This is a genomic window from Exiguobacterium sp. s150, assembly GCF_018618435.1.
GTDB lineage: Bacteria > Bacillota > Bacilli > Exiguobacteriales > Exiguobacteriaceae > Exiguobacterium > Exiguobacterium alkaliphilum.
The window spans coordinates 19,488-45,158 of sequence record NZ_JACSMC010000006.1 but is presented as its reverse complement, the minus strand read 5'-3'; the positions used below and the strand labels follow the sequence as shown (position 1 = coordinate 45,158).

Here is a 25,671-nt window from a genome sequence, read left to right as displayed (position 1 = left end):
ATGCGACAGGTCGAAGTCAGTACACCGTCCCTTTTAGATGAAAAGCTTTGGCCAGCCTACACAGGGATACTCGTCTTCTTCGTCTGGTTCCCCTACGTCTGGCCGTTCGCTTACCTGGCTGGCGTGATTCTCGGGCTGATGCTCGTACGAAAATGGCTGACGAAGCAAATCGTCGGGGTGACAGGCTTGTCGTTCCATCAAAAGGAGCAGTTGTTGTTCGTGAATGATTGCGTCTCACTCAAGATGGACGTGACAGGCATCGAGCAACTTGAGACGCTCGGGATCCCGACATCAATCCGTCTGGTCACGGGGCACGGCTTGACGTTTGACGAAGATCAGTCCGTGCACACCTTACAGCTTCGTCATGAATCGAGCTATTTGCTTTCAATCCACGCGAAGCGACGAGGTCCCGTCCAAATCGAAGAATGCACTCTTCAGTTTAAGCTACCGTTTTGGCTCGGCACCATCTTCCTCACCGGTTTTACGCTTCCGTCCTGGATCATCCTTCCGTCCATCACGAGACAGAACCGATTCGACTCGCGCCTTGTTCGGATGGGAGACCGACTCGTCAAACATTCACCGCTCAATGACCCGTTGATGATGCAAAGCACAAAACGGTACGAGCAAGAGCCGGTCAAACAAATCGACTGGGTCGCGACAGCGAAGACAGGGAAGCTGCAGGCGAAAGTGTTTCAACGCCAAAACCTCGATACGTTCACACTCGCACTCGACTTGAGCGGTCCGCTCGGGAATGGCCTCCACGGGCGTTACGAAGAGTTGATTCAACAAGCCGCTTATCTGGTATCCTATTTGGTGAAGGAAGATTGTAAAGTCGAGCTGTTCATCAATCGGTTAGACGCCGATAATCAGATTGACCACCTGCGGATGAGTGACGGTCGCAAACAATTGCGCCTCGCCCTCGTACGTTTGGCGTGGGTCCACGAATCCGATCGATTCGTCGCTTCGAAACGGTTCAATCAAATCATCGAGCGACAGAAGCATCCGCATGCGGAAGTGATTCGGATTGACGCGTCACTGCTGAACCGGATCGTTGTCGGTTGAAAGGAGTTATGACATGTTTCGCCTGATCACATCATTCGCTTTAGCCGGACTCTTCACGCTCGGTACTACGTCAGCCATGGCCGCGCCGACAGAACGGTCAGCAGAGCAGTTTGCAGAAACACATTTCGAGTCGATCGTCCTTGATCATATCGAAGGAGACAATCCGAGTAACTATCACTTGACGGAAAGTCGCACCATCTCGTTCGGTCCACTGCACGAAGTGATGATGGCCGCACAATCCTGTTATTCGCCAGATGACGCGTGTACGTTCGTCTCAAGTAAAGAATACGTCTCGGCCGTCCTACAAGACGGAGAAGCGAGAAACGTCATCGGTACGTACGAGCAAGAGCCAGGCGTCTTTGCCTTCTCCACGTTCGGGTATGGTGACGAGTTGGCCGTCGCCTTAGCCGATGTGTCCGGTACATTGGTCCATTCCGCGCGAGAGAACGCCTGGTTTGACTATGATGGGGAGACGCTGACCGCCTTGACGACCGATGCGAAACGGCTCATCGCCGGAGACACGATCACGCTCGAGATGTATCAGAAACTCTTGGTCGAGACACGTTCAAACGATCAAGGTTCCGTGGAGGATGGTCTCGTGGGTGGGGCGGGGAAGGCTCAGACGACAGAGCCAACATCGTATCGTATGCTTGGCCTCGCATTGTTGGCGGGTCTCCCGATTGGTTATCTTTTATACAGGAGGCGAGGAAAAAGATGACTTTAAAACGTCCGTGGTTGCATGAAGTCGATGCGGCCACGGCTTTCTTTGTACGGCGACACGCGATGCACTCAGATGCGTTTGAACAAAAGACGATACGCTTATCAAGTTCGAACGATGGGACGTTATGGAAAGTCGACCGTAATGAATTCGACCGCGTCTACAATCAAGAACTTGATGACAAGTATCGTACGGTTCGTCGACAAGCTGCTGACATCTTCTCGTTTCATCCAGGTGATATACAAATCGTTGAGGGTTTCACGGATGCAACGATGCTACGTTACCTCGTCTTGCATCCGTTCACCCGTGATGTCTACGTCGATGTCACTGCATCTGGGGTCGTCGAGAAGGTGTATGTCTGGATGCATCCGAGCGAGGTGTGTAAACAGAATGACCGAGTCACTCGTGTGACGCTAGACGTCTCAAACATCGCGACGGAAACCGAGCTGCATGAACTGTTGAACGAACAGTTACAATTCCCTTCGCACTATGGCATGAACTGGGACGCATTTTGGGACGTCATCACCGATGAGAACGGATTGCCGGACATTGTGGAGCTACACGGTTGGACGGAGTTTGAGCAACGTTTGCCTGAGGCGGCGGACGCTCTCGCAAAATGTTTTACGGACTACGAGAACGAGCCGGACTTGAAACCGTGTCGAATTATCTATCATCAGACAGAGATGCTGATTTTACCGAGCCAGGCATTAAAAGAGGGAGAAGCAAATCGCCTGATCTACCGACATCTCACCGGAGAAGCTTTCCCGTTACGCGTGGAACGGAAGACTTCGGTACGGTTACCAAAGAGACATCGTTTCTCGTTTGAACGCTTAGAAGAGGAGTCTGTCACATTCGGAATCGTTCATAATCATGAGTCGATTGCCCCATGGCTGACACTTTCCCGTGACGAACATTGCCAAGACGTTGTCACGTTCTCAAATGAGACGGATTGGTTGGTAAGCTATTACCGTGAGGGGCTGACACTTCAAGGGACGAATATTGAATCCGTTGAATCGATCGATACAGCGGATTACGACACGTTTTTTCGTCACGTGACACGTGGTGCGTATCCGATTGAATTGACGTTCTGTTTCGGTGGTACAATTGCTCTAAGCGAGACGGTCTATCGATTGACGCTACATGACGCAGCATGGGAGAAGTTGATTGAAGAAACGTTGTTACCTCAATTAAAGATTCCAAAAGCAAAAAGGTTTCGGCAGTCTTTTTCATCAACTACACCTGTACAGTCACTCGAGACATTTCTAGGAGAATTCCATCCTCATATCTTTGGAAACTTCGTACTGGCGCATGATGCGGACGATGTGTATCATTTTCTCGACCATGTGAACGGTTCGGTTAAACGGTTTTGAAGTAGTAAGAGGTGCTTTTATATTGCTTGTTGCATATTTTTACGAATTGGAGCTGTATAAATGGAAACATATACGTGTATCTGTTGCGGGTACAAAACGATGGAAGAGAAGCCGCCAGGAACGTTTTTGATTTGTCCGAACTGTTTTTGGGAGGATGATGGTGTAGATCCCGACGTTTGGGGAGGCGCAAACGTTGTTTCGTTACGAACGGGTCAACGGAATGTGATTCGTTTTGGGGTTTCCGAGGAACAGTTGGTCGGCGCTCGTCCATCGAGAGAATATGAAAAGGACGCGGCATGGAAACCTGTTTGGGAAACGACTCCGTCGAGGTCCCCCTCACTATTCATCAACGGTATAGTTCGACACCGAAAAAAGAATAAGGATGTTGATATCAATCGATTCAATGAACAGTTTGAAAAAATGTTAAAGCTGAATGGATGGACGTGTGGTGGTGAATTTGGGCAGTCTGATTAATAAAAGTTGTTTCGAAAACGATACAGCGTATCATGCCGTAAGATTTTACCTCACTAATCGTATGCGGCATTTTTGAGTGACAGAACAACTTCTGAATATCGAACTGTATGTCGAGAGTATGCCCGAGGGGGATTGGCTTGAACTTATTTAGAGAATTTAACTCAATCGATTGTGAAGTTTGGCGAGTACGGCGTAATGAGACGGATACGTTCCTTGTCATCAAAGATGAGAGAAGGCCAAGTGAACTTAGCGATTACCCATGGCTTTCCGAACATGAGACGCCTTTTTTTGAACCGAAGGACAACGTGATTCATGTCAGTTATCTTGTGACCCCAAACATTAGCTTGGGTCTAGAGCTCATAGCTGAAGTGTTTGAAGTTGTCGAACAACTCCTGCATCATGTCGCCATGGCCGCGTGTGACATCATACTAACGCCTCACACGTTTCCTAGCGAATCTGATTGTTTAAACTATATTCAGAAAATATGCGCAGTCGATTCGGATGCGTATAACTATTTGACTCAACAAAGTCGCATATGTAGCACTACCACTTAAAAGAAAGTAGGAGGAACCATTGGATTATTTAGAACACCTTGAATCCCACTGTGGAGAATTCACGAATCAATTCGAGACGGACGATTTGTTAGAGCAGGCCGTGCAGTTCTTGCAGTTCAATAACAGTCCTACGACCGATTCGTATACCATCTCGACGCTAGGCCTTCATTGGCATACGTTGCAAAACGAGGACGGCACACAGACACATCAAGAGCTCCTATTGAGCTTCAAGCAAAAACGTTCCTATGAAGACGTGCTCGAGTTGCTGTGGCAATTAACGACGCATGCGCTCGAGACACATCACGCCTTCAAACTCGGTGAGTATTTCGAACTCCCCCCGAACGTTTTCAAACGATTGAACTTCTCAGCAATCTATGTGGCGAAACCTTTTTATTTTGATGAGTCGTTTCATGCGTATGAAGGGGACGAGCAAACCGTAGTCCCGGTCTGGTTCATTCCCATCTTCCCATCTGAAGAAGCGTTCATCGAAGCGAACGGGGTAGAACGGTTCAACGAAGTACTTTATAAAACAGATGATGCGTTACTCGATTTGAAACGCAAACCGCTCGTCTGAACCACACCAAAACACCGCTCCACGCAAATCGCGTCGAGCGGTGTTTTCACATGTACGGCCCGTTCGCCTGGACGACGAACTGCGAGTGCTCGTAATGATAGGTGATTCGTGAGTAGTCGAACGGCTTCCCGTTCGTCAGATGGAAAATCGTCTCGATGCGGAGCGTCGGGTCGTCCATTTTCAGACCAAGATATCCGGCCTCCGTCTCGTTCAGTCGCCCGACCTGCATATACATATCGGAAAACCCGATCGTGACGCCGAGCGCACTTTGGACGTAGTCGAAAATCGAGTCGGCGACAATCTCCCGATTCAAATAGGGCACGATCGCCTTCACATAATACGACTCCTCGTAACAAAAGACTTCCCCATCGACGTAGCGGACTCGTTCGACGCGATACACGTCATTCGACACGTCAATCCCTAAGTTTCGAGCGACGTCTTCACTCGGCTTCGTGATCGACACGTCGAGCACGTCCGACGTCAAGACGCGGTCGCCGAGGTTGCTTTTAAACCCTTGCGTCGAGAACAGGCTCATGTAGCCCGGGCGGTTGTGACGTCGGACGAAGATCCCGCTTCCCCGCAACTGAAAGATGACACCCCGGCGTTCAAGCAACTCGAGCGCCTTCGTGACGGTGCTCTTACTGACGCCATATTGGCTCATCAACTGCTCGAGTACGGGCAACTTATCCCCTTGTTTTAAATCCTGATCATTAATGTACTGCTCAATTGCTGCTGCAATCTGTTGGTATTTTAGCATCCTTGTCCCTCATCTACATTGTCATGGTGCCCCTATTATATCATACGACCGTTAAAAGAATGGTCACACAAATATTTTATATCGGTCTTGATTAATTGTACCGGTACAATTATAGTAAGAGTGTACAAAATGTAAGCGTTATATCAAAGGAGGGTTTTCACTTGAGTAAAGTTCGGGATTATTCAAAGCTCGCCCGTGACATTTTAGATGCGGTCGGTGGGGAAGAGAACGTCATCAATGCTGCGCGTTGCGCGACACGGCTTCGCCTCGTGTTGAAACGGTCGAATCCGCAAGCGAAAGAGAAAGTCATGGCGATGCCGGGGGTCATCACGGTCGTCGAGACGGGTGGTCAATTCCAGGTCGTCATCGGGCAACATGTCGGGGAAGTGTTCGATGAGTTCTCGAAACTCGTGAAAATGGAGACGAATGAGACGGAAGAAGGCAATAAAGGGACCGTCCTCAACCGTATCATCGCGACGATGTCTGCCGTGTTCGCTCCGTTCATTTATATTTTAGCGGCCGCGGGGATTTTGCAGGGGACGCTCATCATCACGACGCTTCTCTTCGAAGGGTTCGCCGAGACCGGGACGTACGAAGTGTTCAGTTTCATCTCGTGGGCGCCGTTCACGTTCTTGCCGATCTTTATCGCCATCACCGCGTCGAAGCATTTCAAGACGAACACGTTCATCGCCGTGGCGGCGAGCGCGGCATTGGTCAGTCCGACATGGGCCGAGATGGCAGCACGCATCACGTCAGGGGAGACGATCAGTTTTCTCGGGCTCGCCTTATCGGGAACGACGTACACGTCGTCCGTCTTGCCTCCGCTCTTTCTCGTATGGATCTTATCTTACGTCGAGCGGTTCTTGAACCGACATATGAACGAGGTCATTCGACCACTGTTCGTCCCGTTCTTCAATTTGGTACTCATGGTGCCGCTGACGATCCTCGTCATCGGACCGATCACGACGATGGGTGCGGTCGGGATTGCGAACGGCTATAACTTCTTAGCAGAGAACGCGCCGATGCTCGCCGGTGCCATCATCGGTGGCCTCTGGCAAGTTGTCGTCATCTTCGGTGTCCATTGGGGCGTCACGCCGATGGTGCTCGCGAACTTTGATTTATACGGCCGCGACTCGTTCCAGGCGTATCAAACGATTGCCGTCATCGCCCAAGTCGGCGCCGTGCTTGGTGTCATCTTGAAAGCGAAGAGTCAAGAGACGAAAAAAGTCGGCGTCTCGGCGGGAATCACCGGTCTGTTCGGGATTACCGAGCCTGCCATTTATGGGGTCACGCTCCGTTTCAAAAAGCCATTCATCTTCGGCTGTATCTCGGGTGCGATTGGTGCCATCGTCGCCAGCTTCTTCAACCCGTACTACTTCGCCTATGCCGGTCTTCCAGGTCCGCTCACGCTCGTGAACGGGATCAGCTCGGACGTCCCTTCGTCAATCTGGGGACTGTTGATCGGGACGGCCATCGCCATCATTCTCCCGGTCGTCTTGATTCAACTCTTCGGTTTTGGAGAAGATACGGCGAAACAAGTGACAGAAGTGGCAGAAACACCGGCGACGGCGGAAGCGAGTGCGACGCTCGTTCAGGAAGAGACGATCGTCTCACCGGTGTCAGGGAAAGTCCTCGCGTTGAACGACGTCCCGGACGACGTGTTCGGCTCCGGGGCGATGGGGAAAGGTTACGCCGTCGAGCCAGACGGGAATAACGTCGTAGCCCCGTTTGACGGGACGGTCGTCATGGTCGCACCGACGAAACATGCCATCGGGCTCCGCTCGAACTCAGGCATCGAGCTCTTGATTCACGTCGGTCTCGATACGGTGACGCTCGATGGGAAACCGTTCACCGTGCATGTGAAGGATGGGGATCCCTTCAAAGCGGGCGATGTGTTGACGACGTTCGACCGTGACATGATCGTAGCCCATAACATCTCGACGATTACACCGGTCATCGTGACGAACAGTGCGACATACGCCGATGTGCTCGTTCAATCAAACGAAAAGACAGCCACAACACAAGCGATGCTCACGGTTGTGAACAATTAAGGAGGAACTACAATGAAAACATTACCAAACGACTTTTTATGGGGCGGCGCGCTCGCTGCCCACCAATTTGAAGGTGGCTGGGACGCCGACGGCAAAGGACCGAGCGTCGTCGACGTCTTGACGGCCGGTGCCCACGGCGTCGCGCGTCGCATCACAGACAAAGTCGAGCCGAACGAGTTTTATCCGAACCATGAGGCGATTGATTTCTACCACCGCTATAAAGAGGATGTCGCGTTGTTCGCCGAGATGGGTTTGAAGTGTCTCCGCACCTCGATCGGCTGGAGCCGGATTTTCCCAAACGGGGACGACACAGAACCGAATGAGGCCGGTCTCAAGTTTTATGACGACTTGTTCGACGAGCTGTTGAAGCACGATATCGAGCCGATCATCACGTTGTCGCACTTCGAGATGCCGCTCCACCTCGCACGCGAGTACGGCGGGTTCCGCAACCGTGCCGTCGTCGACCACTTCGTCCGTTTCGCCGAGGTCTGTTTCGACCGCTACAAAGACAAGGTCAAATACTGGATGACGTTCAACGAGATCAACAACAAGATGGACGTCAACAACCCGCTCTTCTTATGGACGAACTCAGGCGTCATCGTCGAAGAAGGCGAGAACGCGCGTGAAGTTATGTATCAGACGGGCCACCACGAGTTGATTGCGAGCGCCCTCGCCGTCGCGAAAGGGAAGGCGATCAACCCCGACTTCGAGATCGGGGCGATGGTTTCCCACGTACCGATCTATCCGTACTCGTCGAACCCGGACGACGTCATGCTCGCGGAAGAGATGATGCGTCAGCGTTACTTCTTCCCGGATGTGCAAGTGCGTGGCGTCTATCCGAGTTACGCCTTGAACGAGTTCGAGCGTGAAGGCTATACGATCCCGTTCTTAGAAGGGGACGAGGAAATCTTGAAAAACGGGACCGTCGACTACCTCGGGTTCAGCTACTACATGTCGACGACTGTAAAAAGTGACGTCGTCGCCGACAACAGCGGCGATATCGTCAACGGCGGTCTACCGAACGGCGTCGAGAACCCGTATATCAAGTCAAGCGACTGGGGATGGGCGATTGATCCGGTCGGTCTCCGCTACGTGCTCAACCGACTGTATGACCGCTATCAAATTCCGCTCTTCATCGTCGAGAACGGATTCGGCGCCGTCGATGAGATTGTTGACGGGAAGATTCATGATACGGCCCGTATCGACTACTTGAAGGCGCATATCGAGCAGTTGAAAGAGGCGGTCGTCTATGATGGTGTCGATTTAATCGGTTACACGCCATGGGGCATCATCGACATCGTCTCGTTCACGACGGGCGAGATGAAGAAACGGTACGGCATGATTTACGTCGATCGTGACAACGAAGGCAACGGCTCGATGGAGCGGATGAAGAAAGACTCGTTCGATTGGTACAAGCACGTCATCGAGACGAACGGGGAAGCGTTGGAATACAAAGTGACAAAATAAAAATGACTCCTTTTGACTTTCTAAGTGATAGTCAAAGGGAGTTTTTGTATGATGGTAAGTAGAAAGAAATGGGGGCACTCCATGAGACATATCTCAATTCGTTTAGGTACAACTCTTAATCAACCACATGATCGGAACTGGAGGAAGCGACACATCACCGAGATTCACTCGTCATACGTGTTTGAAGAATTGCTTGCGAATTATCTGTCTCGATTCATCGAGCAAGACGAGGTCCGATTCACATCCGACGAACTCGTTGGGATAGAGCTTCTAGTGGCACATGAGACGAAGTCATATATGCACCATACGTTTGATGAGACAGACAATCAGGTGCTGGTCCATGAGTTCACGAGTAAAACGTTCAACTATGAGAATTATTTAATGATTCTTGACGAGAAAGAGAAGTTTCGTCATTTCGCTGAGCTCGTTCGTGAAGTGCTCGTACCACTATTATAAGTACATACGTTCAGTAAGAGAGAAGCGATTTCTGACATCATCGAACAATGTTTGAGGCAAATCGAAATGAATGACTACAAGTTGGTCATTTTGCTAAATAAAACTCCATAATCAAATAAAAAACGAAATCGGATAGCTGTTTTTAAATTGATTGTCTCTGTGACAGGTGCTACGTTTTGGATTGAAGTTTATGAAAAGGGGATGAGGTTATTCCAAGCAAAAGTGATTGAAGAAATCGCGAACCCTAATTCGTTCTCATTATATTTCGGAACGAGTAGTTGGGAGTCCGATGACGTGTTCACGATCCATTCCAAAGTTCGAAATTGGAATGCGCGAGTTGATGTCCTGAAAGGAACAATCGACATTTATAAACAAATAAGGGACTAAGGAAGCAAAGCCATCTCGGAGATATAGAACGCTATGACTAAACGACAGTAACTGTCATTGTATGAATAACTCTAAGCCAATCACCATTCATAACGGGAGGGACATCAAGTGGAATACCCTGTACTTAAAACTCCAATTTTTTTTAGTGTAAGATATGAAGAACTTACTCCAAAATTGTTAAATCAATATTTCGAATACATGATGACTAATCTAGAAACTAGAATATGGGTTTTAATAAAACAAACAACACTAAACCGCGTAGTAGAGCATAAAGAAATATTTAGTGATCAAGTCATGGATGAAGTATTTGATTGGGCCATAGAAAATCTGGAAATCAGAAAACTCTCAGAATATACGGAGGAAGAACTATTAAACTGTAACCTTGAAAATGCTGCGCCATACGAATTATCAAAAAGGAAATTTCTAGCCTCGTTGCTAAAAATAAAAAATGAGAATCACGCCGCTATAAATATGATAGACATTCACGATTACAAATTATTAATGGATTTAGGTTTATATTTTGGCGAGTGTTTGAGGCAAAGAATAGATGGTGCCGAATGGGGAGTCTTTAAGAAAAAGAAATATGACATTACAAATCATTTAGTAATTTTCTTTAGTAATGGTGCTGCATTCTGTCCTTTCTCTGAAGTGGAATTGCTTTTAGGCGATTACGAATCAGAATTTATGACTTTAAAAGATCGAATGATTGAACTTAAAGAAATGGATTGAAAACACGACTTGAAGTAGACAATTCAGGATTTATAACACACAAAACCAATGAACTACTCTAACGAATGAATTATAAACGAGTCGAAAACGCCCCCCTAGATATTAACTCTAGAGAGGGCGTTTTTGACTAGGAGACTGTTTATTCTTTCACCGCTACCCACACTTCGCTATAGACGTTGTCCGATGGTCCATCATGCTTCGTGAACGAGATGCTCGGCAAGTCGGCCAGTTCGTACCCAGACGTCGGCAGCCATTCGGCATACGTTTTGGCCATCGTCTCCTGGAGCGTCTTCGGGAACGGGCCGGTATTCGGGAAGACGGCCCACAGGTTCGACGCAATCGTGATTTGTTCAAGATCCTCGTACGGATTATCTTGTGTCGTCGCGAAGCCAATCATGTGCGTGAGTGAACCCGTTTCGTCCAAATAGCCTTCATCGAAGTCGTACGACACGTTGAGCACTTGATTTGGATAAAGGTCCGCCAATTGATGCATCTCGCTTCGTTGTTGTTCCGTAATTGACTGCGCCAACTCGACGATTGCATTGTTCACACCTTCAAATTGAATCGGGACGCGTTTGGACACGCCGACGACGTTGAATGAAGGTTTATGTTCTAATTTGAATTCCATTGAAATTCCTCCTTTGATGTCGATGTAGAAAGTGAATTTCGGGAATGACTTTTGAATCTTGTTCTTGATCACTTCAGACGGTAAAAAGCCACACCAGTCTCGAAACGCTCGCGAGAACCCGTCGACGGATTGGTATCCATACGTATACGCCACGTCCGTGACCGATTTCCCATGAATCAAGTCCTTGTTCGCTTCTGACAGCCGACGATTTCGGATATATTCATTGAGCGTCATCCCGGCCATGTAGGAAAACATGCGTCGAAAATGATAGTCGGATACCCCGACGATGCGTGTGATATCCTCACTCGTGATGTCTTCTGTTAAATGTTGATCGATGTGGTCCATCAATCGGTTCAGTGATTCAAGCATCAGCATTCCCTCCTTTCTGCATTCATCATACTTCGAACATGGTAAGGGGACTCGATGATTTCGATACGGATGTCATCGGATAGCAGACGTCACTGGTTGTAGCCGATGAACGTTGTGAATAGGATCAGGATGACCGACGACGTCATGAGGAGGAATGCGAGAGAGCTCGCGAACACGAGAAATGCTTTGGAGAAGTGAAGACGTCGTTTCCAAATCGCGATGACAAACACCACGTTCAGCATGAGAAACAGTGCGAGCAACAGTAGCGGGAGGGCCCGGTCCTGCATCAATATAAGTAAGTCCATAACTAATTCCCTTTCTTTGCGGGTTTGTTAACAATGAAATCAGTGATGCTCGGTAAAGACGAGATACCAACAGTCGTGTCCTTGCCAGACGCGTATCGTCCAACAAGATCCGTTCGGAAAGTCGTCAAGAGAAAACGCATGATCAAAGGTGATCTGGTGTTTGAATGTCTTGTCCCACAATGTCTGTAGTTGGTCGAGTGGCTGTTCTTCTAACTGGATCCGCCGCGAAGAATGGTGTCGGGTGATCAAACACTTGATGGCCTCAGGACCAAACACCAACCGTTCGATGAACTCCAAAGTAAGCGGTTCAACTATCTCGTGTTCCGAAACAAGCAAATTCCCTTGATAAAGTTGTTCATTATTATTGTCGATATGAAACGGTGATAAGGTCAATGTGATGGTCCTTTCATTTGAATATTTTATAAATCAGGTTAGTTATCCTAATCCCTCCTATAATGAACGAGAATGGTAACGCATATCGTTTGTGATCAAGGAGGAAACAATCATGAAGAAACTACTTCGCGCGACCATCGCGGGCATCGCGTTGTTCACGCTGAGCGTCGCACCGTCAGAAACCGTGGACGCCGCACCGAAAAAAATTAAGAATTGCACCGAACTGAATAAGACGTACAAAGGCGGTGTCGCCAAAACGAAGACGACGAAAAACAAAGGTGGTAAGACAAAGTACAAGCCTTACGCCAACAGTTCGTTATACGAAGCGAACAAATCAAAAGACCGTGACAAGGACGGTATCGCCTGCGAGCGCTAAGAGATGAGAGGACAGCCGTCCTCCGTCTCTTTTTTAGTTGTTGAAGCGGTAAGATACTTCCCCTTCAGAATCATAGCCGGTGATAGACTCAATCGACTCGATTTGGTCGACGAGCACGAACCAAACGTCATTCCCGGCCTTCGTCTTCAACAGTTCCGGTTCGAACCTTTCCCCGTTCAACTCGACGACGACTCTTGTCGTCTCGCCGTGGTTCATCCCGTAAAGGATATCGTACGGGGAACATGCTGACGGATCTCCGCACGATTGGCCGAAAGTCGACCACGTGAGACCTGCCTCGGACAGCGATTCAGATGTAACCGACTGAACCTGATTGTCGACAGTAAGTTCAAGACCTATGCCTTGCGCAACCGGCTCTTCACTCCATTCCTCGACGGTGTAACTGTTCGTGAAAAAGCGAAGACTCATATTACGGTCATCAACAGGGTAGGTGAGAATCGGTTCCGCTCCTTCGGGCAACTGTGGCTGTTTGGTCGACTCGACTCCCCATGCCACTCCGGCTGATAACAACAACATGAACACAATAATGAGGACAATTTTTTGCTGACGCTTCATGACAGACCGCTCACTTTCTCGACTTGTAAAAATTGTCGTACCTGTTCAATCGGGAACGCCGGGTTCCAATGGACGAAGTGGCCGCCTGTCATTCGTATGTAAGTGATTGACAGCTCATGCCGTTGCAGGTCCATCATGGCTGACTTCGTCAATCGGGCTTCTTTGTCGTCCAGTCCGACAAAATCGCCGTAAATAAGCAACGTCGGGACTTGAAGTGAACGCATGAACTGCGGCACGGCAAGTTGATAGAAGCCGAACAACAGATTCAATCCGCCTCGACCGAGCTTAGCCGGGGCGTCCAACGCACGTCGAATCTCGTCTCGTTCAGTGAGACCTGTCTGTGCGCAGAATGCCTTAACCTGTTCCTCTGGCATCGGAGCTGACACGTTGTCTGAAATGATTTTTGTCTCGATTTTCCGGACGAGTCGAGGTCCGAACAGACGATAAAGTCCGCTCAGGAGCGGGACGGCAAGGCCCAACACCCTATGTTCTCTCAACGGAACGCGCGGGAACGTCTTATGGCCTTGGTCTCGCTTTCGCCGCTCCACGTGCTCGGGATAATAAGCGGCGAAAGCGAGACCTACCGCGCCGCCGAGTGAATGCGCGATCACATGGACGGGTCTGATTCGATGTGTGACGACGTAGTCGTTGACCCAATCCGCCAACTGTTCGAACGTCACGGCCTGCTTAATCCCTTCACTTCGCCCGAACCCTGGCAAATCTAACAAATGAACTTCGAAGTCGTTGCGCAACGCCTCAGCGAGCGAACGGCCTTCCTCCCCAGTGAATCCCCCGGCCGGTAAAAATAGCACGGGTGTCCCGCTCCCGAGCACTTCTGCATGATAACGATTCAATTGAACCCCACCTTTCAACTCCCAATATCTGTATCTTTTCATTGTACGTGACTGATGATTGGAACAAAAGCAGATTCTTCCAAACAGAGACACGTTTCCCTCCAAATCCGGGTATAGACTACTGACACGTGAGCAGGTTGCACATGTCGTTTTCACTGTCGCTCTTGAGTTGTCTCAACAAGGAGGAATGCGGTGTGAAATTATCGGGTAAAACGGCGCTCGTCACCGGGGCCGGGTCAGGAATGGGTCGGGCGATCGCCAAACTGTTTGCCGAGGAAGGGGCACGCGTCGTCGCCGTCGACATGAACGCGGATTCGGTCGAAACAGTCGTGTCAGAGATTAAAGCGAGCGGTGGGGAAGCCGGCGGCGTCGCCGGGAACGTCACAAAGCAGGAAGATATCGACAAGATGGTCGAGACGGCGAAGAGCACGTTCGGTTCGCTCGACATCTTGGTCAACAATGCCGGCATCATGGACAACTTTTTGACCGTCGGCGAAGTGACCGACGAGGTGTGGGACCGTGTCATCGCCGTCAATTTGACCGGACCGATGAAACTGGCCCGGGCCGCGATCAACATCATGGACAAGCAAGAAACGGGCGGCGTCATCATCAATAACGCCTCGGTCGGTGGCCTGTTCGGGACACGGGGCGGCGCCTCGTACGTCGCCTCGAAGCACGCACTGATCGGCCTGACGAAAAATATTGCCGCCACGTACGGTACGTTCAACAAGATTCGGGCCAACGCCATCGCACCGGGCGGGGTCAATACGAATATCGGCGCCACCATCACCGCGCCGAGCGAGCTCGGGATGCGGGCCATCCAAGGGGCAGGGGAGGCACCGATGGGTGAACCGGAGCAAATTGCCAAGGTCGCGTTGTTCCTCGCCTCCGACGATTCGAGTTTCGTCAATGGCGACGTCTTGAAAGCGGACGGTGGGTGGACCGCCCGTTAACGAGAAAAAGCCGACACGATTGTCGGCTTTTGTTATGTCTTCTGCTTGCGAAACGCGAGCGGTGTTTGATGATGCACTTTCTTAAACGTCTGGACGAAATGGCTCACGCTCGTAAAGCCAAACCGGTTTGCCACTTCAGCGACCGGACTGTCCGTCTCACATAACAGACGGGCGGCTCGTTGCATCCGGATGTCTTGGACATAGGCGAGCGGCGATGTGTCGCCCCATTTTGTAAAGTAGCGGCAACATTCCGCCCGGCTCAGACCACCCGTTGCTGCGATGTCTTCGAGCGTCAGTTTCATCGTGTCATGGTCATGTATGTAGGCGAGCATGAGACGCATCCGTTCCTGAACATGATGTTTCGTTCTGCTTTGCGGCTGTTGAATCCAATAGCGCCAAATGACTGCGAGTTGTAAGCTCGCATCGAGCAACGCGAACGAGGACTTCTTTTTCAGACTGCGAATCACTTTGTCGATTATGTCGAGGATGGCCTTGTCATCCGGTTCAGCCGGATGCAACACTATACTACGCGACGTCTCGGCATGTGGTGTCACGTACAACTCCGCAAGCGGCGGGGAGAATAGGTCAAACGGCTCGACGGAGATCACGATCAAACGAAATGGCTCTCCCTTCGGTTCAACTTTCACGATTTGTCCACGGTCTAAGATCAACGCCATCCCGGAGCGGAGCCGAGACCGTGTCCCATTGACGAGCAGGTCGAGTTGTCCGTTCGTGATTAACCAGATTTGAAACTGCGGATTCACTTTGATCGTCGTGTCAATCGTCGTTTCAGTCCACTCTTGGATATCAATCAGATTTTCTTCAACTTTCATCCGAACACCTCAATATTTGAACATTTATTTTGTTTTAACACCGGATGGACACACTTCTTTTTCACCACGAAGCGTCTATCAAGACATTTCATCGGAATTTTCTGCGTGGCGATTGAACAAGTTCCCTCTATATAATGGCGTCAAAAGATGAACCAGCCCGTGATCCCGGCGTGCACCAAGATGGCAATCGGGACCCCAATTCGAAACATCGGCTTCAATGTCTTATGACGGAAGAGGCGCATCGCGAGATAGGCGCCGAATGCCCCACCGATCCAGACAAGAATGAGCAGCGTTCGTTCCGAAATGCGCCATTCCCCTGATTTCGCACGGCGTTTATCGAGGAAAAATGTCATAAACGCTAGTAAATTAGTCACAATGTAATATAGCAGTAATAGTTCCAAAGACTAAAACCTCCTTTCTCTTCTCTTTAGTATAGTCGAAAACGGCTCAACAAAGCCATTTGTATCTAGATTGTAAAAATTCAGAGTCCTCTCATCCCTTTGAAAGCTTCTGTAACTGAACTGATATCACTCTCATATCAGCCTGTAACGGCAGTGAAACATACAGGTGTTACAGTAAGGGAGCGTTAGAAAAGGGAGGAATATTCTTATGAAAAAACCACTATTGACACTAACGGCACTCGCTGGCCTTAGTTTAGGAGTCGCTGCTCCAGCTTCGGCAGCATCAACACACACAGTTCAGTCGGGAGATACACTTTACCGTATCGCCGTGAACAACGGTGTATCAGTTAATGACATCAAACAAGCGAACGGCTTAAACTCTAATATGATTTATCCAAACCAAGTATTGAAGCTTGCGAAGTCAGAAGCTAAAGCTTCAAGCGCTTCAAAAACGTATACAGTAAAATCAGGTGACACGTTGTATCGCATCGCGACAAACAACGGCGTATCTGTCAAACAGTTGATGACATGGAACGGTCTTAATTCAGATCTCATTTTCCCTGGTCAACAATTCTCTGTAAAAGGTGCTAAAGCAGCATCGGTTGCGAACAGCGCACCAGCCGCTAAACCAAAAGCATCAACATCTGCACCAGTGACGAAACAGTCTACGTCGACAACGCAAACCCAAGCTCCGGCTTCAGGTAAGACGATGACTGTGGAAGCAACGGCTTACACGCCATACTGTGCAGGATGCTCAGGAATCACGGCAACAGGAATCGACGTCCGCTCGAACCCGAACCAAAAAGTCATCGCGGTTGACCCTTCAGTCATCCCACTCGGCTCTAAAGTATGGGTTGAAGGCTACGGCGAAGCAATCGCTGGAGATACTGGTGGCGCCATCAAAGGTAACAAAATCGATATCTTGATGCCGACACGAGAGCAAGCGCTCAACTTCGGTCGTAAATCAATCACAATCAAAGTCTTAAACTAATCGATTTACCCCAAAAACACCGCAGGCGCGGTGTTTTTTTGTGTGGTAGACGCGGTATCTGTAAACGAGCATTTCATTCTTACGAAGAATGGGTAAACAAGAGGCAAAAGGAGGAAATCGAGATGGTCACGACAGAATTCATTCTAGGCATACTCGGTATCGTATTAGTCATTCTCAACGTGATGTTTGCGGTCACCATCATCTTCTTCGAACGGCGCGATATCGGGTCAACGTGGGCCTGGCTACTTGTTTTATTCTTCGTGCCGCTGCTCGGATTCTTCATTTATATCTTCTTCGGACGCTTGATCAAATCGAATAACTTCTATCAAGTCGACGAGGAACGACGACATGAATACGCCGAGCACGTCCAAAACCAGTTGACCGAGCTCGATGCGGATGAGGGGTTATTCGCCCGCGACCCGCTCTTATCCAAATATCGACGGCTCGCTCGCTTAAATTTATCATCTACGAACGCACTCGTAACGTACCATAATGCGATTCAGGTCATCCATGACGGTGAGCAAAAATTTGAGGCGTTGTTCCATGACATCGAAGTGGCGACGCGTGAAATTAACATCCAGTACTATATCATTCAAAACGATTCACTCGGTCAAGCGCTCATCGAGGCGCTCACACGCCGGGCCAAGGAAGGTGTCAAAGTACGTCTGCTTTATGACGCCGTCGGCTCGAGGGGGTTGCGACGCTCCCATTTCAAACAGCTCCTCGCGCACGGCGGCGAGGTAAAGTCGTTCTTCCCGTCACGCCTCGGCATCAACTTCCGCGTCAACAACCGGAATCACCGCAAGCTATGTATCATCGACGGAGACATCGGCTATATCGGCGGTTTCAACGTCGGGAATGAATACCTCGGGACGAATCGACAGTTCGGTTATTGGCGCGACGTGCATCTGCGGATGAGAGGGGAGGCGGTGCGTGAACTGCTCGAACGTTTCCTCCTCGATTGGAACCGTGCCGTGCCGACGAAGCATCGGGCTGAGAAAGAGGATTTTGTATGGCCATCCGTCCTCATTAAGACGGCCCAATCACCGGTGCAAATCGTCACATCGTGCCCGAACTCATCGACCGAGCACTTGAAAAACATGCTCGTCAAGATGATCACCGAGGCGAAAGAGACGATTTACATCCAGACCCCTTATTTCATCCCTGACGCCAGCTTCCTCGACGCCTGCCGCAACGCGCTCATGTCTGGGACGAAGATTCGCCTGATGATCCCGAATAAGCCGGACCACATGTTTGTCTATTGGGCGACGTATACGAATGCGGCCGAGCTCGTCCGCTACGGTGCCGAAGTATATACGTATGAAGGTGGTTTCCTCCATGCGAAGACGCTCGTCATCGATGGCGAGGTCGCCTCGATCGGCACGACGAACATCGACGCCCGCAGTTTCCGTCTCAATTTCGAGATTTCGGCACTCGTCTATGATGAGGTCGTGGCCCAGTCTGTCATCGATGCATTCGAACGGGACATAGATCGTGCTGACCGCTTGACGATTGAGCGTTATGAGACGCGGACGAAATGGATCCGTTTCAAAGAGAGCGTCTCCCGTCTACTCAGCCCGATTTTATAACAAAAGACCAACGCAACCCCTAGGGGTCACGCTGGTCTTATTGTTTGAGCAATTGTTTGACATGTTGTTCGAACGACTCGATGATCGGAGCGGGCGCGTCTTTCTCCCCGTACTCGGCCGCTTCGAGCCAAGTGGCGAAGAGCGAAGCGTCGGTGAAGCGGATGCGTGTCAACCAATCGTGGACCGTCTCTTCACGGAACCGTGGATGGGCTTTCTCGAGACGACGTCCCGCATCGAGTAGCCGGACGTGTTTCGGCGTGCGCACGGCACGTAGCGTCCGTTCATGGGTGACATGCGCCCGTCTCGGCACGACCGCCTCTTCTTGGACATCTTTTCGTTTCTGCAAGTAGATGAACAGGAACACCCCGATGACGAGCAAGAAGATGAAGAGGGCGATCCATACGACTGTCTGATTCGAGGCCGTCTCAAAGAACGTCTCGTTCGAAAGCGTCTCCGCATCCAAGTTCGGATTTTCAGGCACCATGAACCGGTTCACCCGGTCGGACGGGTCAAGCGTGAACCCATCGAACCAGCCGGCAATCCACATGAGAAACGGACGGACCCACGCCACGAGATCGCCGAACAACAGCTCTTTAATCGTCCGGAGCACGACGGCAATCGTCAACCCGATTGAGAGGCCGACGGCGAGCATCGCCAACATCCGTTTATAATCACGGCGGTAATAGAGACTTCGTTGCCAAAACAAGAACAGGAACGGGAATGCGATCATCGCGAGCGGTTGGGATGCCGGCGGGAACAACCAGTCGACGATCAAGAACAAGACGCTTGCGATGGCGTACCGGTCCGTCCAGTCGAGCGTGCGGATGAAGGCATGCACGTACGTGAACAACAACAAGGAGACACTCATCTCAAAAGAGAAGTATAGCGCCATGACGCTGAGCGCCGTCTGGGCACCGAGCTGCCAATTGCGGGGGAATCGCAGCGTGAGAAGATAGACGAGTGGAAAGACGTGACCGACATAAAACGCGGCAAAGACCCACCATAATAGTTTCATCGTCCGTCACCCCCGAGCCGGAGGATAGACTGGCTGCCCCCGTATTTGGCGACCTTCCGTTCGAACAATGACCGTGCGAGCGGGAAGTCACGTTCCGACAGACAAGCGAGTGTCGTCATGACCTTACGAAAATGCGTCTCACCGCTCCCCGGGGCGAGGTCATACGTGATGCCGTCTTTCGTAAGCGTCGGGACGATGAGCCCATAGCTCGCGTTCTCTTTCTCAAAGTCGCGGCATAGCGCCGCCGCCTGTGAGATCAACCGTTCCATCTGGTGGGTGAGGGCACGTCCGTCTTTCGTCAACAAGTCGAGGACGACGACATACTCGTTCGCCTGAACCGGTTGCTCGGTCCGGGCGAGCAGTTCGCCCGTCTTCGCATAGGCCGACCAATACAGTTGACGCATCGGCTGGCCGTGGTACGGCGCCACCGATTGGAACGTCTCCGGGTCCCGGTAAGCGCTATGGCGCACCATCTCTTCCCCAGGCAACGTCGGCGGCCGTTTCGGGATCGGGTACGGCATGAAGTCCGGGAAGACGTAGCCGATCCGATCGAGCGGCTCTTCTTTATAGAGCGAGAACATCCGGAGCGGGTCACGGATTTCCATGCCGATCGCCTCAATCCGGATCGGACCGCGCTTGATCGCTTTCAACGGAAGCGTATAGGCGACTTCCGCCTCGCGGCCTACATAGTTCTCTTGGCGCCAGAACGCATGGTCCTCCGAGTCGACGGTCGGATGCAAGTAACCGGACAAACGGACGACACCGAGCGGGACAGGTGCCGTCGACAATAGATTGATCGTATACGTCTCCTCGTCCCCCGGGAACAGCTTCAACTCATCCGTCACTGAGACGTGGACGTAATCCGCGAGCCGAAACAACAGCTCCGGCATGATGAGCGCATAGAGGCTGAACCCGATGACCACACTCGCGAGGAAGACGTTGCCGTACAGGGCGATGAATACCCCGACGACGAACAAGAGCCACATATACCCGGGCTCGAGGTAGCGAGGGCTGACGAGTTGCATGTCACACCTCGGATGGGACCGCGATGGTCTCAAGGACAGACTTGATCAATTTTGATGGTTTCGTCTTCAAGGATGCCTCGACCGTCAACACGACACGGTGGCCGAGAATCGGTAAGGCGAGCTCCCTGATGTCTTCCGGTGCGACATAGTCGCGTCCATCCATATAGGCGTGGGCCCGGGCCGCCATCGTATAGGCGAGAGTCGCCCGCGGGCTCGGCCCGACCTCGATGTCCCGGTGGTGCCGAAGCGCCTCGACGAAATCGAGGAGATAATCCTCCATCGCCTCATGGAACGTCACGTCACGGACCGCTTGTTGCATCTCAGCGAGCTCGTCTTGCTTCAACGTGAACGGCGCCGCACTCAAATGTTCGTTCCGGAGCAACCGGCGCTCGGACTCCCGTGACAACGGGGCGAGCGACAGCTTAAACAAGAAACGATCGAGCTGTGCTTGCGGGAGTGGGAACGTACCTTGCCCATCGAACGGGTTTTGCGTCGCGATGACGAAAAACGGATCAGGTAGGCGCATCGACACCTCGCCGAGCGTCACTTGGCGTTCCTGCATCGCTTCAAGCAGTGCGGACTGCGTCCGCGGCGTCGTCCGGTTAATCTCATCGACGAGCAAGATCGACGTGAAAATCGGTCCGGTCCGACGCTCGAACGAACCGGTCGTCGGATTGAACAGTTCCATCCCTAAAATGTCACTCGGAAGCGTGTCCGGCGTACACTGTACCCGCTGGAATGCCGCCGATACAGAGGAAGCGAGACTTCTCGCGAGCGTCGTCTTCCCGGTCCCCGGCCGGTCCTCAAGCAAGACGTGTCCCCCGGAGAGCAGGGCGATCGTCGACAGTTTGATCGCTTTCGACTGTCCAATCACTTGGTCGTTCAAATATGTGGTCCATGGTTGTATCATGAGTAGTTCCCCCGTCTTTTTTCTGAATATTTAAGAAAATCATAGCACATTCAAACGCCCGCATGGAACGAAAAGAAAAAACGATGACGCTTCCGTCATCGTTTCGGTGAATCCAAGTAGCGTTCAAAATGCCGTTCGAGCCAGTCTTGGAAGAACGACATGAACGTACAGATGCCCCAATAGATCAAGGCGACGACCAAATAGACCGTCATGTAATCGAACTCTCGTCCTCCGACGATCTTCGCCTTGTTGAAGATTTCGGGGACGGTGATCATCGCGGCGAGCGAGCTCGCCTTAATCAAATCGAGAAACACGTTCGAGAGCGGGGGGAGGGCGATCCGTGTCGCCTGGGGCAAGATGACCCCTTTGAGCGTCAGCCACTTGTTCATCCCGAGTGAGCGGGCGGCCTCGACCTGTCCATCATCCACCGCACGAATCGAGGCCCGGATAATCTCGGCGATATAAGCGGCCGAGTTCAAACTAAAACCGATAATCGCCGCCGTCAACGCCGCGAACTGAATCCCGATGAACGGGAACCCGGAATAGAGAATGAACAAGATAATCAAAATCGGCACACCTCGCATGAACGAAATATAAAACGTCGACGGGAAGCGGAGTAGCCGTGACGGTGACAGCTTACCAAGGGCAAGGATTAAACCGAGCACAAGCCCGAAGAACATGCTGACGAACGAGATCCATAGCGTGTTCGGCAGCCCCCCGAGAAGGTACGGGAACGAGCGGATGGCCAAGTCGGCATCAAAGATTGCCTCCCATTTCACTCCTTCGAACATACTCAGTCCAATTCGACGATCGTCGCATCGACGTCCGGCTCGACCGATACGTCCGCGCCGTTATAGAACTGCTCTGACAATTCTTTCACCGTACCGTCCTCTAGCATCTCAGCAAGGACACGATCGATATTTTGTTGCAACTCGTCGTTCTCATTCGACATGAGGAATGCGACTTCTTGCGGGTTATAAGCGATATCCGGGTGGATGGCGATATCGAACTCCGGGAAGAAGGCGAGGGCGAGCGTCTGCAGGTAGTAGTCGTTCAAGATGACGTCCGTGCGCCCAGTCGATACATCACGAAGGTACTGGTCGTTCGTCGCGTTGTCATAGATGACTTCTTCAGCCCCGTATTGACGCGCCACTTCCATGAAGACGGTTGTCGCTTCTCCAGCGGCTTTCTTGCCTTTCAAGTCCTCGAGCGAGTCGATGCCTGAAAGGTCACTCTTCCGGACGATGGCCGTTCCGTACGTGTACTTATACGGTGTTGAGAAGGCGAACTTCTCTTTGCGGTCCTCTGTGACCGAGATGTCGTTCGCGGCGACGTCGATCTGCCCGTTCTGGACGCTCGTCAACATGTTGTCAAACGCCATCTCTTTGAACTGAACTTCAAGGTCAAGCCGCTGACCAATCTCTTTCATCAATTCGACATCGAATCCTGTCAACTCGTCACTTTCTTCGGCACGGAACGAGGCAGGGTAGAGTGTGCCGGCCGTCCCGACCGTGAGCGTACCGCTCTCTTGAATCTCATCCCAGCGCGAAGTCTCGGCCTGATCGGTGCTCGAATCACCACACGCCGCGAGCGGGACCGCAAGTAAAAGGGAGGCCGCGAAGCCTTTTGTCAAACGTTTCATTTATGTTCCTCCTTAAGTTATCATCTGTCTAAAAATAGCATGACAATCGATTACAGGCAACTCCTAAGAATGGATGAACAGCGTTAAAGTTATTTTTGAAACATAAATCCATAAAGCGCTATCACGTCCTTGAATGAACGATTCAGTTGAGTAATACAGTTTATTATTTCCGACGAAACAGGTGTAGAATTGAATTGAGCTAGTTGTGCGGATGGTGAAGAAACTTTGTCCAACAATGAATAAAGTTGAATCAAGGAATTGTTGATGTTGGCTATGATGTATCAAGCAGAAAGAGGAGTTTCATATCAATCTAGCAAATAATGTAACAGGTGCTTGATGAACGACGAGCAACTAGCTTTAAACCAGTTACAATAATCCAGCTACGGGAGATGGACCAACCATGACAGTTATGACGATAATCATCGTTTTAGCAATCGGCTTAACCACGCTTACGATTGGACTCTTTACAAAGAAAAGATGGGTGACCATCCTGTCGCTCATTCCACTAGGATTGTCACTTTGGAATTTGATGGCCTTATTCTCGATGGGTATGTAATGTGCGTGAGAGACGATCACAATAAAAGGAGGGGATGCGAATGGCGAAATGGGAAAGATGGAGCGTGAATAAAGAGGTGCCGGCTAAACTAGAATTGCAGGCTCTAATTGATGATAAAGACGGATTAAAACTCGTGTTTACTGATGCGGATGAGAACATATATACATTCTTATTTGACGGACTTGTGTTTTCGTATCGAAATACAGACGAAGGAACGCTTTTAAAAACGCTAGACCATCTATATAAACATTATGACACGAATTATTTTGGCGAGTGGACACTCTTCCGAGTGACCGATTCAAACTATTTGGAATGGCTAGCTGAAGAGGCAGACAACAGTTACGAAAAAATCTATGATATTCACCATTATGTGTTCTTGACATCACATGATGTAGTCGAAGTATTGTCAACTGAACCTCCAAGTTTGATTTCATAACCGCCACTGTATGGCTAGTCTGATGAGACGATATAGGAGCGGCCGAAAGGAGAAAGATCCAATGAGAGGATTCCTAGATATCTCGATTCAAACGTTAAATGAGGATTCCATCAGCGTCGTGAACGAGGCAAATGATTCATTTCCAATCATCGGAAAAATCATTCCGAGCTATAGAGACGGAGTTTGGATGTATGAGGAACAGTTATATGAGAAAGTTTATGAGACGAGATTCCCGGACGATTCACTGGACTGGTCTGAGTACATCAATCGTGAGGACAAACAAGTATTCTTGGCATTCGACGAGACGACTTGTATCGGACAAATCCGTGTCGCAAGAGACTGGAACCGTTTTGCATATATCGAGAACATCGCTGTGCAGAAAGCGTATCGAAACAGCGGGCTCGGTCATTTGTTAATCGGTGTTGTAGAGACGTGGGCAAAAGAGCAATCGTTGCTCGGATTGTCACTCGAAGCGCAGAACGATAACGTGATCGCGTGTCGATTTTATGCGAAAGAAGGGTTCGCGCTCGGCGGTGTCGATACACTCAAACAAACCGGCAATCCGAACATCGACATGACGTTGTATTGGTACAAGATTTTCTGAGTTGCAGCTGAGAGGAGAGACGTCACATCTGGCATCGATTTTCTCTGCTTTTTTTATTAGTTTACATAACATATATTATCAGTAAAAATAAAACTCTGTCTCAATCCTTTAGTATACTTAAAGAAGTGAGACAGAATGAGAGAAATGAGACGAGATGTTATGCACGTGTAAATCGAATCAATGTGACACCGGGTTCCGGTTCGAATTCAGAGCTCGCTTCAAACCCTAACTTCTTATACAGACGCTTTGCTGGACCGTTATGTTTTCCGGTATGGACATAAACTAGCTTGTCTTCATGAAGGCTTAGGACGTGTTCGAGCAAAGTCGTCGCCAGTCTCGCCCGAAAATACGTCGGATCAATACACAGCTTTGTGACTTCGACCGTTGTCTCGGCCGTCTCGATCGTGATAAATCCAATCAACCGCTCGTCGTTATACAATCCGTAACTCTCACCGGGTAAATTTTGAATCACTTCAACCGTCTCATATCGAGCTGGAATCTCATCGAAACCGATCAACTCAGCCTCGACCGCGTAGGCATTTCGTTGAATCTCGAGCATTTGCTCAGCCGAACGATATTGCGTCGTCTGAATCTCACGTAGCTCCATCATCTCACACCT

28 protein-coding genes are annotated in these 25,671 nt (G+C 50.3%); 15 read left to right on the top strand and 13 right to left on the bottom strand.

Annotated elements, in window-relative coordinates; genetic code table 11:
- The 5 genes from KNP76_RS05075 to KNP76_RS05055 all read left to right on the top strand — a co-directional run bounded on the left by KNP76_RS05075 (position 1) and on the right by KNP76_RS05055 (position 4,752).
- A complete protein-coding gene (locus KNP76_RS05075) occupies positions 1–1,062 on the top strand; it encodes a DUF58 domain-containing protein (RefSeq protein ID WP_251137350.1) in 1,062 nt (353 codons plus the stop codon).
- A gap of 13 nt (positions 1,063–1,075) precedes the next feature.
- Positions 1,076–1,780 (top strand): hypothetical protein, encoded by a 705-nt coding sequence (locus KNP76_RS05070; protein WP_214843190.1) that lies wholly within the window; start codon positions 1,076–1,078, stop codon positions 1,778–1,780.
- The gene (locus tag KNP76_RS05065) at positions 1,777–3,150 is read left to right on the top strand and encodes a barstar family protein (RefSeq protein ID WP_251137349.1); all 1,374 of its coding nucleotides are present in this window, start codon (positions 1,777–1,779) and stop codon (positions 3,148–3,150) included. Before KNP76_RS05070 ends, KNP76_RS05065 begins: the two co-directional genes overlap by 4 nt.
- Positions 3,151–3,210: 60 nt before the next feature.
- Positions 3,211–3,624, top strand: a complete 414-nt coding sequence (locus tag KNP76_RS16030; RefSeq protein WP_214843188.1) for a CPCC family cysteine-rich protein — start codon at positions 3,211–3,213, stop codon at positions 3,622–3,624.
- Positions 3,625–4,197: 573 nt separating this feature from the next.
- The gene (locus tag KNP76_RS05055) at positions 4,198–4,752 is read left to right on the top strand and encodes a suppressor of fused domain protein (protein WP_214843186.1); all 555 of its coding nucleotides are present in this window, start codon (positions 4,198–4,200) and stop codon (positions 4,750–4,752) included.
- A gap of 46 nt (positions 4,753–4,798) precedes the next feature.
- Here KNP76_RS05055 and KNP76_RS05050 read toward each other — a convergent pair whose 3' ends face one another.
- Complete coding sequence (locus tag KNP76_RS05050) at positions 4,799–5,509, bottom strand: GntR family transcriptional regulator (RefSeq protein ID WP_211779460.1); 711 nt, start codon at positions 5,507–5,509, stop codon at positions 4,799–4,801.
- A 161-nt stretch (positions 5,510–5,670) separates the two neighbouring features.
- Here KNP76_RS05050 and KNP76_RS05045 point away from each other — a divergent pair, with 161 nt between their 5' ends.
- The 4 genes from KNP76_RS05045 to KNP76_RS05030 all read left to right on the top strand — a co-directional run bounded on the left by KNP76_RS05045 (position 5,671) and on the right by KNP76_RS05030 (position 10,599).
- Positions 5,671–7,560, top strand: coding sequence for a beta-glucoside-specific PTS transporter subunit IIABC (locus KNP76_RS05045; protein ID WP_214843184.1), 1,890 nt, complete (start codon positions 5,671–5,673; stop codon positions 7,558–7,560).
- Positions 7,561–7,572: 12 nt separating this feature from the next.
- The gene (bglA, locus tag KNP76_RS05040; RefSeq protein WP_214843182.1) at positions 7,573–9,027 is read left to right on the top strand and encodes a 6-phospho-beta-glucosidase BglA; all 1,455 of its coding nucleotides are present in this window, start codon (positions 7,573–7,575) and stop codon (positions 9,025–9,027) included.
- A 177-nt stretch (positions 9,028–9,204) separates the two neighbouring features.
- Positions 9,205–9,483, top strand: coding sequence for a hypothetical protein (locus KNP76_RS05035; protein WP_214843173.1), 279 nt, complete (start codon positions 9,205–9,207; stop codon positions 9,481–9,483).
- Between the two features lie 495 nt (positions 9,484–9,978).
- Entirely contained in the window at positions 9,979–10,599 is a 621-nt protein-coding gene (locus KNP76_RS05030) for a hypothetical protein (RefSeq protein ID WP_114166179.1), read from the top strand.
- Between the two features lie 139 nt (positions 10,600–10,738).
- On the opposite strand, the gene KNP76_RS05025 is transcribed toward KNP76_RS05030, so the two are convergent.
- Both KNP76_RS05025 and KNP76_RS05020 read right to left on the bottom strand, forming a co-directional pair.
- A complete protein-coding gene (locus KNP76_RS05025) occupies positions 10,739–11,596 on the bottom strand; it encodes an AraC family transcriptional regulator (protein ID WP_214843171.1) in 858 nt (285 codons plus the stop codon).
- A gap of 89 nt (positions 11,597–11,685) precedes the next feature.
- Entirely contained in the window at positions 11,686–11,901 is a 216-nt protein-coding gene (locus KNP76_RS05020) for a hypothetical protein (protein WP_214792072.1), read from the bottom strand.
- Positions 11,902–12,406: 505 nt separating this feature from the next.
- Between KNP76_RS05020 and KNP76_RS05015 the strand changes: the two genes are divergently transcribed.
- Positions 12,407–12,670 (top strand): excalibur calcium-binding domain-containing protein, encoded by a 264-nt coding sequence (locus tag KNP76_RS05015; RefSeq protein WP_214843169.1) that lies wholly within the window; start codon positions 12,407–12,409, stop codon positions 12,668–12,670.
- A 33-nt stretch (positions 12,671–12,703) separates the two neighbouring features.
- Here the strand turns inward: KNP76_RS05015 and KNP76_RS05010 are convergent, their stop codons facing one another.
- Together KNP76_RS05010 and KNP76_RS05005 are read right to left on the bottom strand one after the other, a co-directional pair.
- Positions 12,704–13,243: a hypothetical protein gene (locus KNP76_RS05010; protein ID WP_114166183.1), complete on the bottom strand. Its 540-nt coding sequence runs from the start codon at positions 13,241–13,243 to the stop codon at positions 12,704–12,706.
- Entirely contained in the window at positions 13,240–14,097 is an 858-nt protein-coding gene (locus KNP76_RS05005; protein ID WP_214843168.1) for an alpha/beta fold hydrolase, read from the bottom strand. The genes KNP76_RS05010 and KNP76_RS05005 overlap by 4 nt, the downstream gene beginning before the upstream one ends.
- A gap of 194 nt (positions 14,098–14,291) precedes the next feature.
- On the opposite strand from KNP76_RS05005, the gene KNP76_RS05000 reads away from it, so the two are divergent.
- Positions 14,292–15,050, top strand: a complete 759-nt coding sequence (locus tag KNP76_RS05000) for a glucose 1-dehydrogenase (RefSeq protein ID WP_214843166.1) — start codon at positions 14,292–14,294, stop codon at positions 15,048–15,050.
- 32 nt (positions 15,051–15,082) lie between these two features.
- On the opposite strand, the gene KNP76_RS04995 is transcribed toward KNP76_RS05000, so the two are convergent.
- A complete protein-coding gene (locus KNP76_RS04995; RefSeq protein ID WP_214843164.1) occupies positions 15,083–15,883 on the bottom strand; it encodes a helix-turn-helix domain-containing protein in 801 nt (266 codons plus the stop codon).
- Positions 15,884–16,023: 140 nt separating this feature from the next.
- Complete coding sequence (locus KNP76_RS04990) at positions 16,024–16,284, bottom strand: DUF1294 domain-containing protein (protein WP_251137348.1); 261 nt, start codon at positions 16,282–16,284, stop codon at positions 16,024–16,026.
- Between the two features lie 208 nt (positions 16,285–16,492).
- On the opposite strand from KNP76_RS04990, the gene KNP76_RS04985 reads away from it, so the two are divergent.
- Positions 16,493–17,275, top strand: a complete 783-nt coding sequence (locus KNP76_RS04985) for a LysM peptidoglycan-binding and 3D domain-containing protein (RefSeq protein ID WP_034777617.1) — start codon at positions 16,493–16,495, stop codon at positions 17,273–17,275.
- A 122-nt stretch (positions 17,276–17,397) separates the two neighbouring features.
- The gene (gene cls, locus KNP76_RS04980; RefSeq protein WP_214843162.1) at positions 17,398–18,864 is read left to right on the top strand and encodes a cardiolipin synthase; all 1,467 of its coding nucleotides are present in this window, start codon (positions 17,398–17,400) and stop codon (positions 18,862–18,864) included.
- Positions 18,865–18,901: 37 nt separating this feature from the next.
- Here cls and KNP76_RS04975 read toward each other — a convergent pair whose 3' ends face one another.
- The 5 genes from KNP76_RS04975 to KNP76_RS04955 all read right to left on the bottom strand — a co-directional run bounded on the left by KNP76_RS04975 (position 18,902) and on the right by KNP76_RS04955 (position 23,456).
- Positions 18,902–19,879, bottom strand: a complete 978-nt coding sequence (locus tag KNP76_RS04975) for a hypothetical protein (protein WP_214843160.1) — start codon at positions 19,877–19,879, stop codon at positions 18,902–18,904.
- On the bottom strand, positions 19,876–20,904 hold the full coding sequence (locus KNP76_RS04970) for a DUF58 domain-containing protein (protein WP_034816641.1): 1,029 nt from the start codon (positions 20,902–20,904) through the stop codon (positions 19,876–19,878). Before KNP76_RS04970 ends, KNP76_RS04975 begins: the two co-directional genes overlap by 4 nt.
- Position 20,905: 1 nt before the next feature.
- Positions 20,906–21,814: an AAA family ATPase gene (locus KNP76_RS04965; protein ID WP_211779455.1), complete on the bottom strand. Its 909-nt coding sequence runs from the start codon at positions 21,812–21,814 to the stop codon at positions 20,906–20,908.
- 95 nt (positions 21,815–21,909) lie between these two features.
- Positions 21,910–22,605: an amino acid ABC transporter permease gene (locus KNP76_RS04960; RefSeq protein ID WP_034808169.1), complete on the bottom strand. Its 696-nt coding sequence runs from the start codon at positions 22,603–22,605 to the stop codon at positions 21,910–21,912.
- Between the two features lie 2 nt (positions 22,606–22,607).
- Positions 22,608–23,456, bottom strand: a complete 849-nt coding sequence (locus tag KNP76_RS04955) for a transporter substrate-binding domain-containing protein (RefSeq protein ID WP_214843158.1) — start codon at positions 23,454–23,456, stop codon at positions 22,608–22,610.
- A gap of 596 nt (positions 23,457–24,052) precedes the next feature.
- On the opposite strand from KNP76_RS04955, the gene KNP76_RS04950 reads away from it, so the two are divergent.
- Positions 24,053–24,448 carry a hypothetical protein gene (locus tag KNP76_RS04950; protein ID WP_214843157.1) on the top strand — a complete coding sequence of 132 codons (396 nt, stop codon included), beginning with the start codon at positions 24,053–24,055 and terminating at the stop codon, positions 24,446–24,448.
- 61 nt (positions 24,449–24,509) lie between these two features.
- Complete coding sequence (locus KNP76_RS04945) at positions 24,510–25,052, top strand: GNAT family N-acetyltransferase (protein WP_214843155.1); 543 nt, start codon at positions 24,510–24,512, stop codon at positions 25,050–25,052.
- A gap of 157 nt (positions 25,053–25,209) precedes the next feature.
- On the opposite strand, the gene KNP76_RS04940 is transcribed toward KNP76_RS04945, so the two are convergent.
- Positions 25,210–25,662, bottom strand: a complete 453-nt coding sequence (locus tag KNP76_RS04940; RefSeq protein ID WP_251137347.1) for a GNAT family N-acetyltransferase — start codon at positions 25,660–25,662, stop codon at positions 25,210–25,212.
- Positions 25,663–25,671 lie beyond the last annotated feature (9 nt).

Coding starts and splice junctions, on each gene's coding strand:
- KNP76_RS05020 (WP_214792072.1), bottom strand. CDS start 11,901: ATGGACTTACTTATATTGATGCAGGACCGGGCCCTCCCGCTACTGTTG.
- KNP76_RS04950 (WP_214843157.1), top strand. CDS start 24,053: ATGGCGAAATGGGAAAGATGGAGCGTGAATAAAGAGGTGCCGGCTAAA.
- bglA (WP_214843182.1), top strand. CDS start 7,573: ATGAAAACATTACCAAACGACTTTTTATGGGGCGGCGCGCTCGCTGCC.
- KNP76_RS04955 (WP_214843158.1), bottom strand. CDS start 23,456: ATGAAACGTTTGACAAAAGGCTTCGCGGCCTCCCTTTTACTTGCGGTC.
- KNP76_RS04995 (WP_214843164.1), bottom strand. CDS start 15,883: ATGAAAGTTGAAGAAAATCTGATTGATATCCAAGAGTGGACTGAAACG.
- KNP76_RS05065 (WP_251137349.1), top strand. CDS start 1,777: ATGACTTTAAAACGTCCGTGGTTGCATGAAGTCGATGCGGCCACGGCT.
- KNP76_RS04970 (WP_034816641.1), bottom strand. CDS start 20,904: ATGCAACTCGTCAGCCCTCGCTACCTCGAGCCCGGGTATATGTGGCTC.
- KNP76_RS04975 (WP_214843160.1), bottom strand. CDS start 19,879: ATGAAACTATTATGGTGGGTCTTTGCCGCGTTTTATGTCGGTCACGTC.
- cls (WP_214843162.1), top strand. CDS start 17,398: ATGGTCACGACAGAATTCATTCTAGGCATACTCGGTATCGTATTAGTC.
- KNP76_RS04960 (WP_034808169.1), bottom strand. CDS start 22,605: ATGTTCGAAGGAGTGAAATGGGAGGCAATCTTTGATGCCGACTTGGCC.
- KNP76_RS05050 (WP_211779460.1), bottom strand. CDS start 5,509: ATGCTAAAATACCAACAGATTGCAGCAGCAATTGAGCAGTACATTAAT.
- KNP76_RS05015 (WP_214843169.1), top strand. CDS start 12,407: ATGAAGAAACTACTTCGCGCGACCATCGCGGGCATCGCGTTGTTCACG.
- KNP76_RS04945 (WP_214843155.1), top strand. CDS start 24,510: ATGAGAGGATTCCTAGATATCTCGATTCAAACGTTAAATGAGGATTCC.
- KNP76_RS04940 (WP_251137347.1), bottom strand. CDS start 25,662: ATGATGGAGCTACGTGAGATTCAGACGACGCAATATCGTTCGGCTGAG.
- KNP76_RS04965 (WP_211779455.1), bottom strand. CDS start 21,814: ATGATACAACCATGGACCACATATTTGAACGACCAAGTGATTGGACAG.
- KNP76_RS05025 (WP_214843171.1), bottom strand. CDS start 11,596: ATGCTTGAATCACTGAACCGATTGATGGACCACATCGATCAACATTTA.
- KNP76_RS05010 (WP_114166183.1), bottom strand. CDS start 13,243: ATGAAGCGTCAGCAAAAAATTGTCCTCATTATTGTGTTCATGTTGTTG.
- KNP76_RS04985 (WP_034777617.1), top strand. CDS start 16,493: ATGAAAAAACCACTATTGACACTAACGGCACTCGCTGGCCTTAGTTTA.
- KNP76_RS05075 (WP_251137350.1), top strand. CDS start 1: ATGCGACAGGTCGAAGTCAGTACACCGTCCCTTTTAGATGAAAAGCTT.
- KNP76_RS16030 (WP_214843188.1), top strand. CDS start 3,211: ATGGAAACATATACGTGTATCTGTTGCGGGTACAAAACGATGGAAGAG.
- KNP76_RS05070 (WP_214843190.1), top strand. CDS start 1,076: ATGTTTCGCCTGATCACATCATTCGCTTTAGCCGGACTCTTCACGCTC.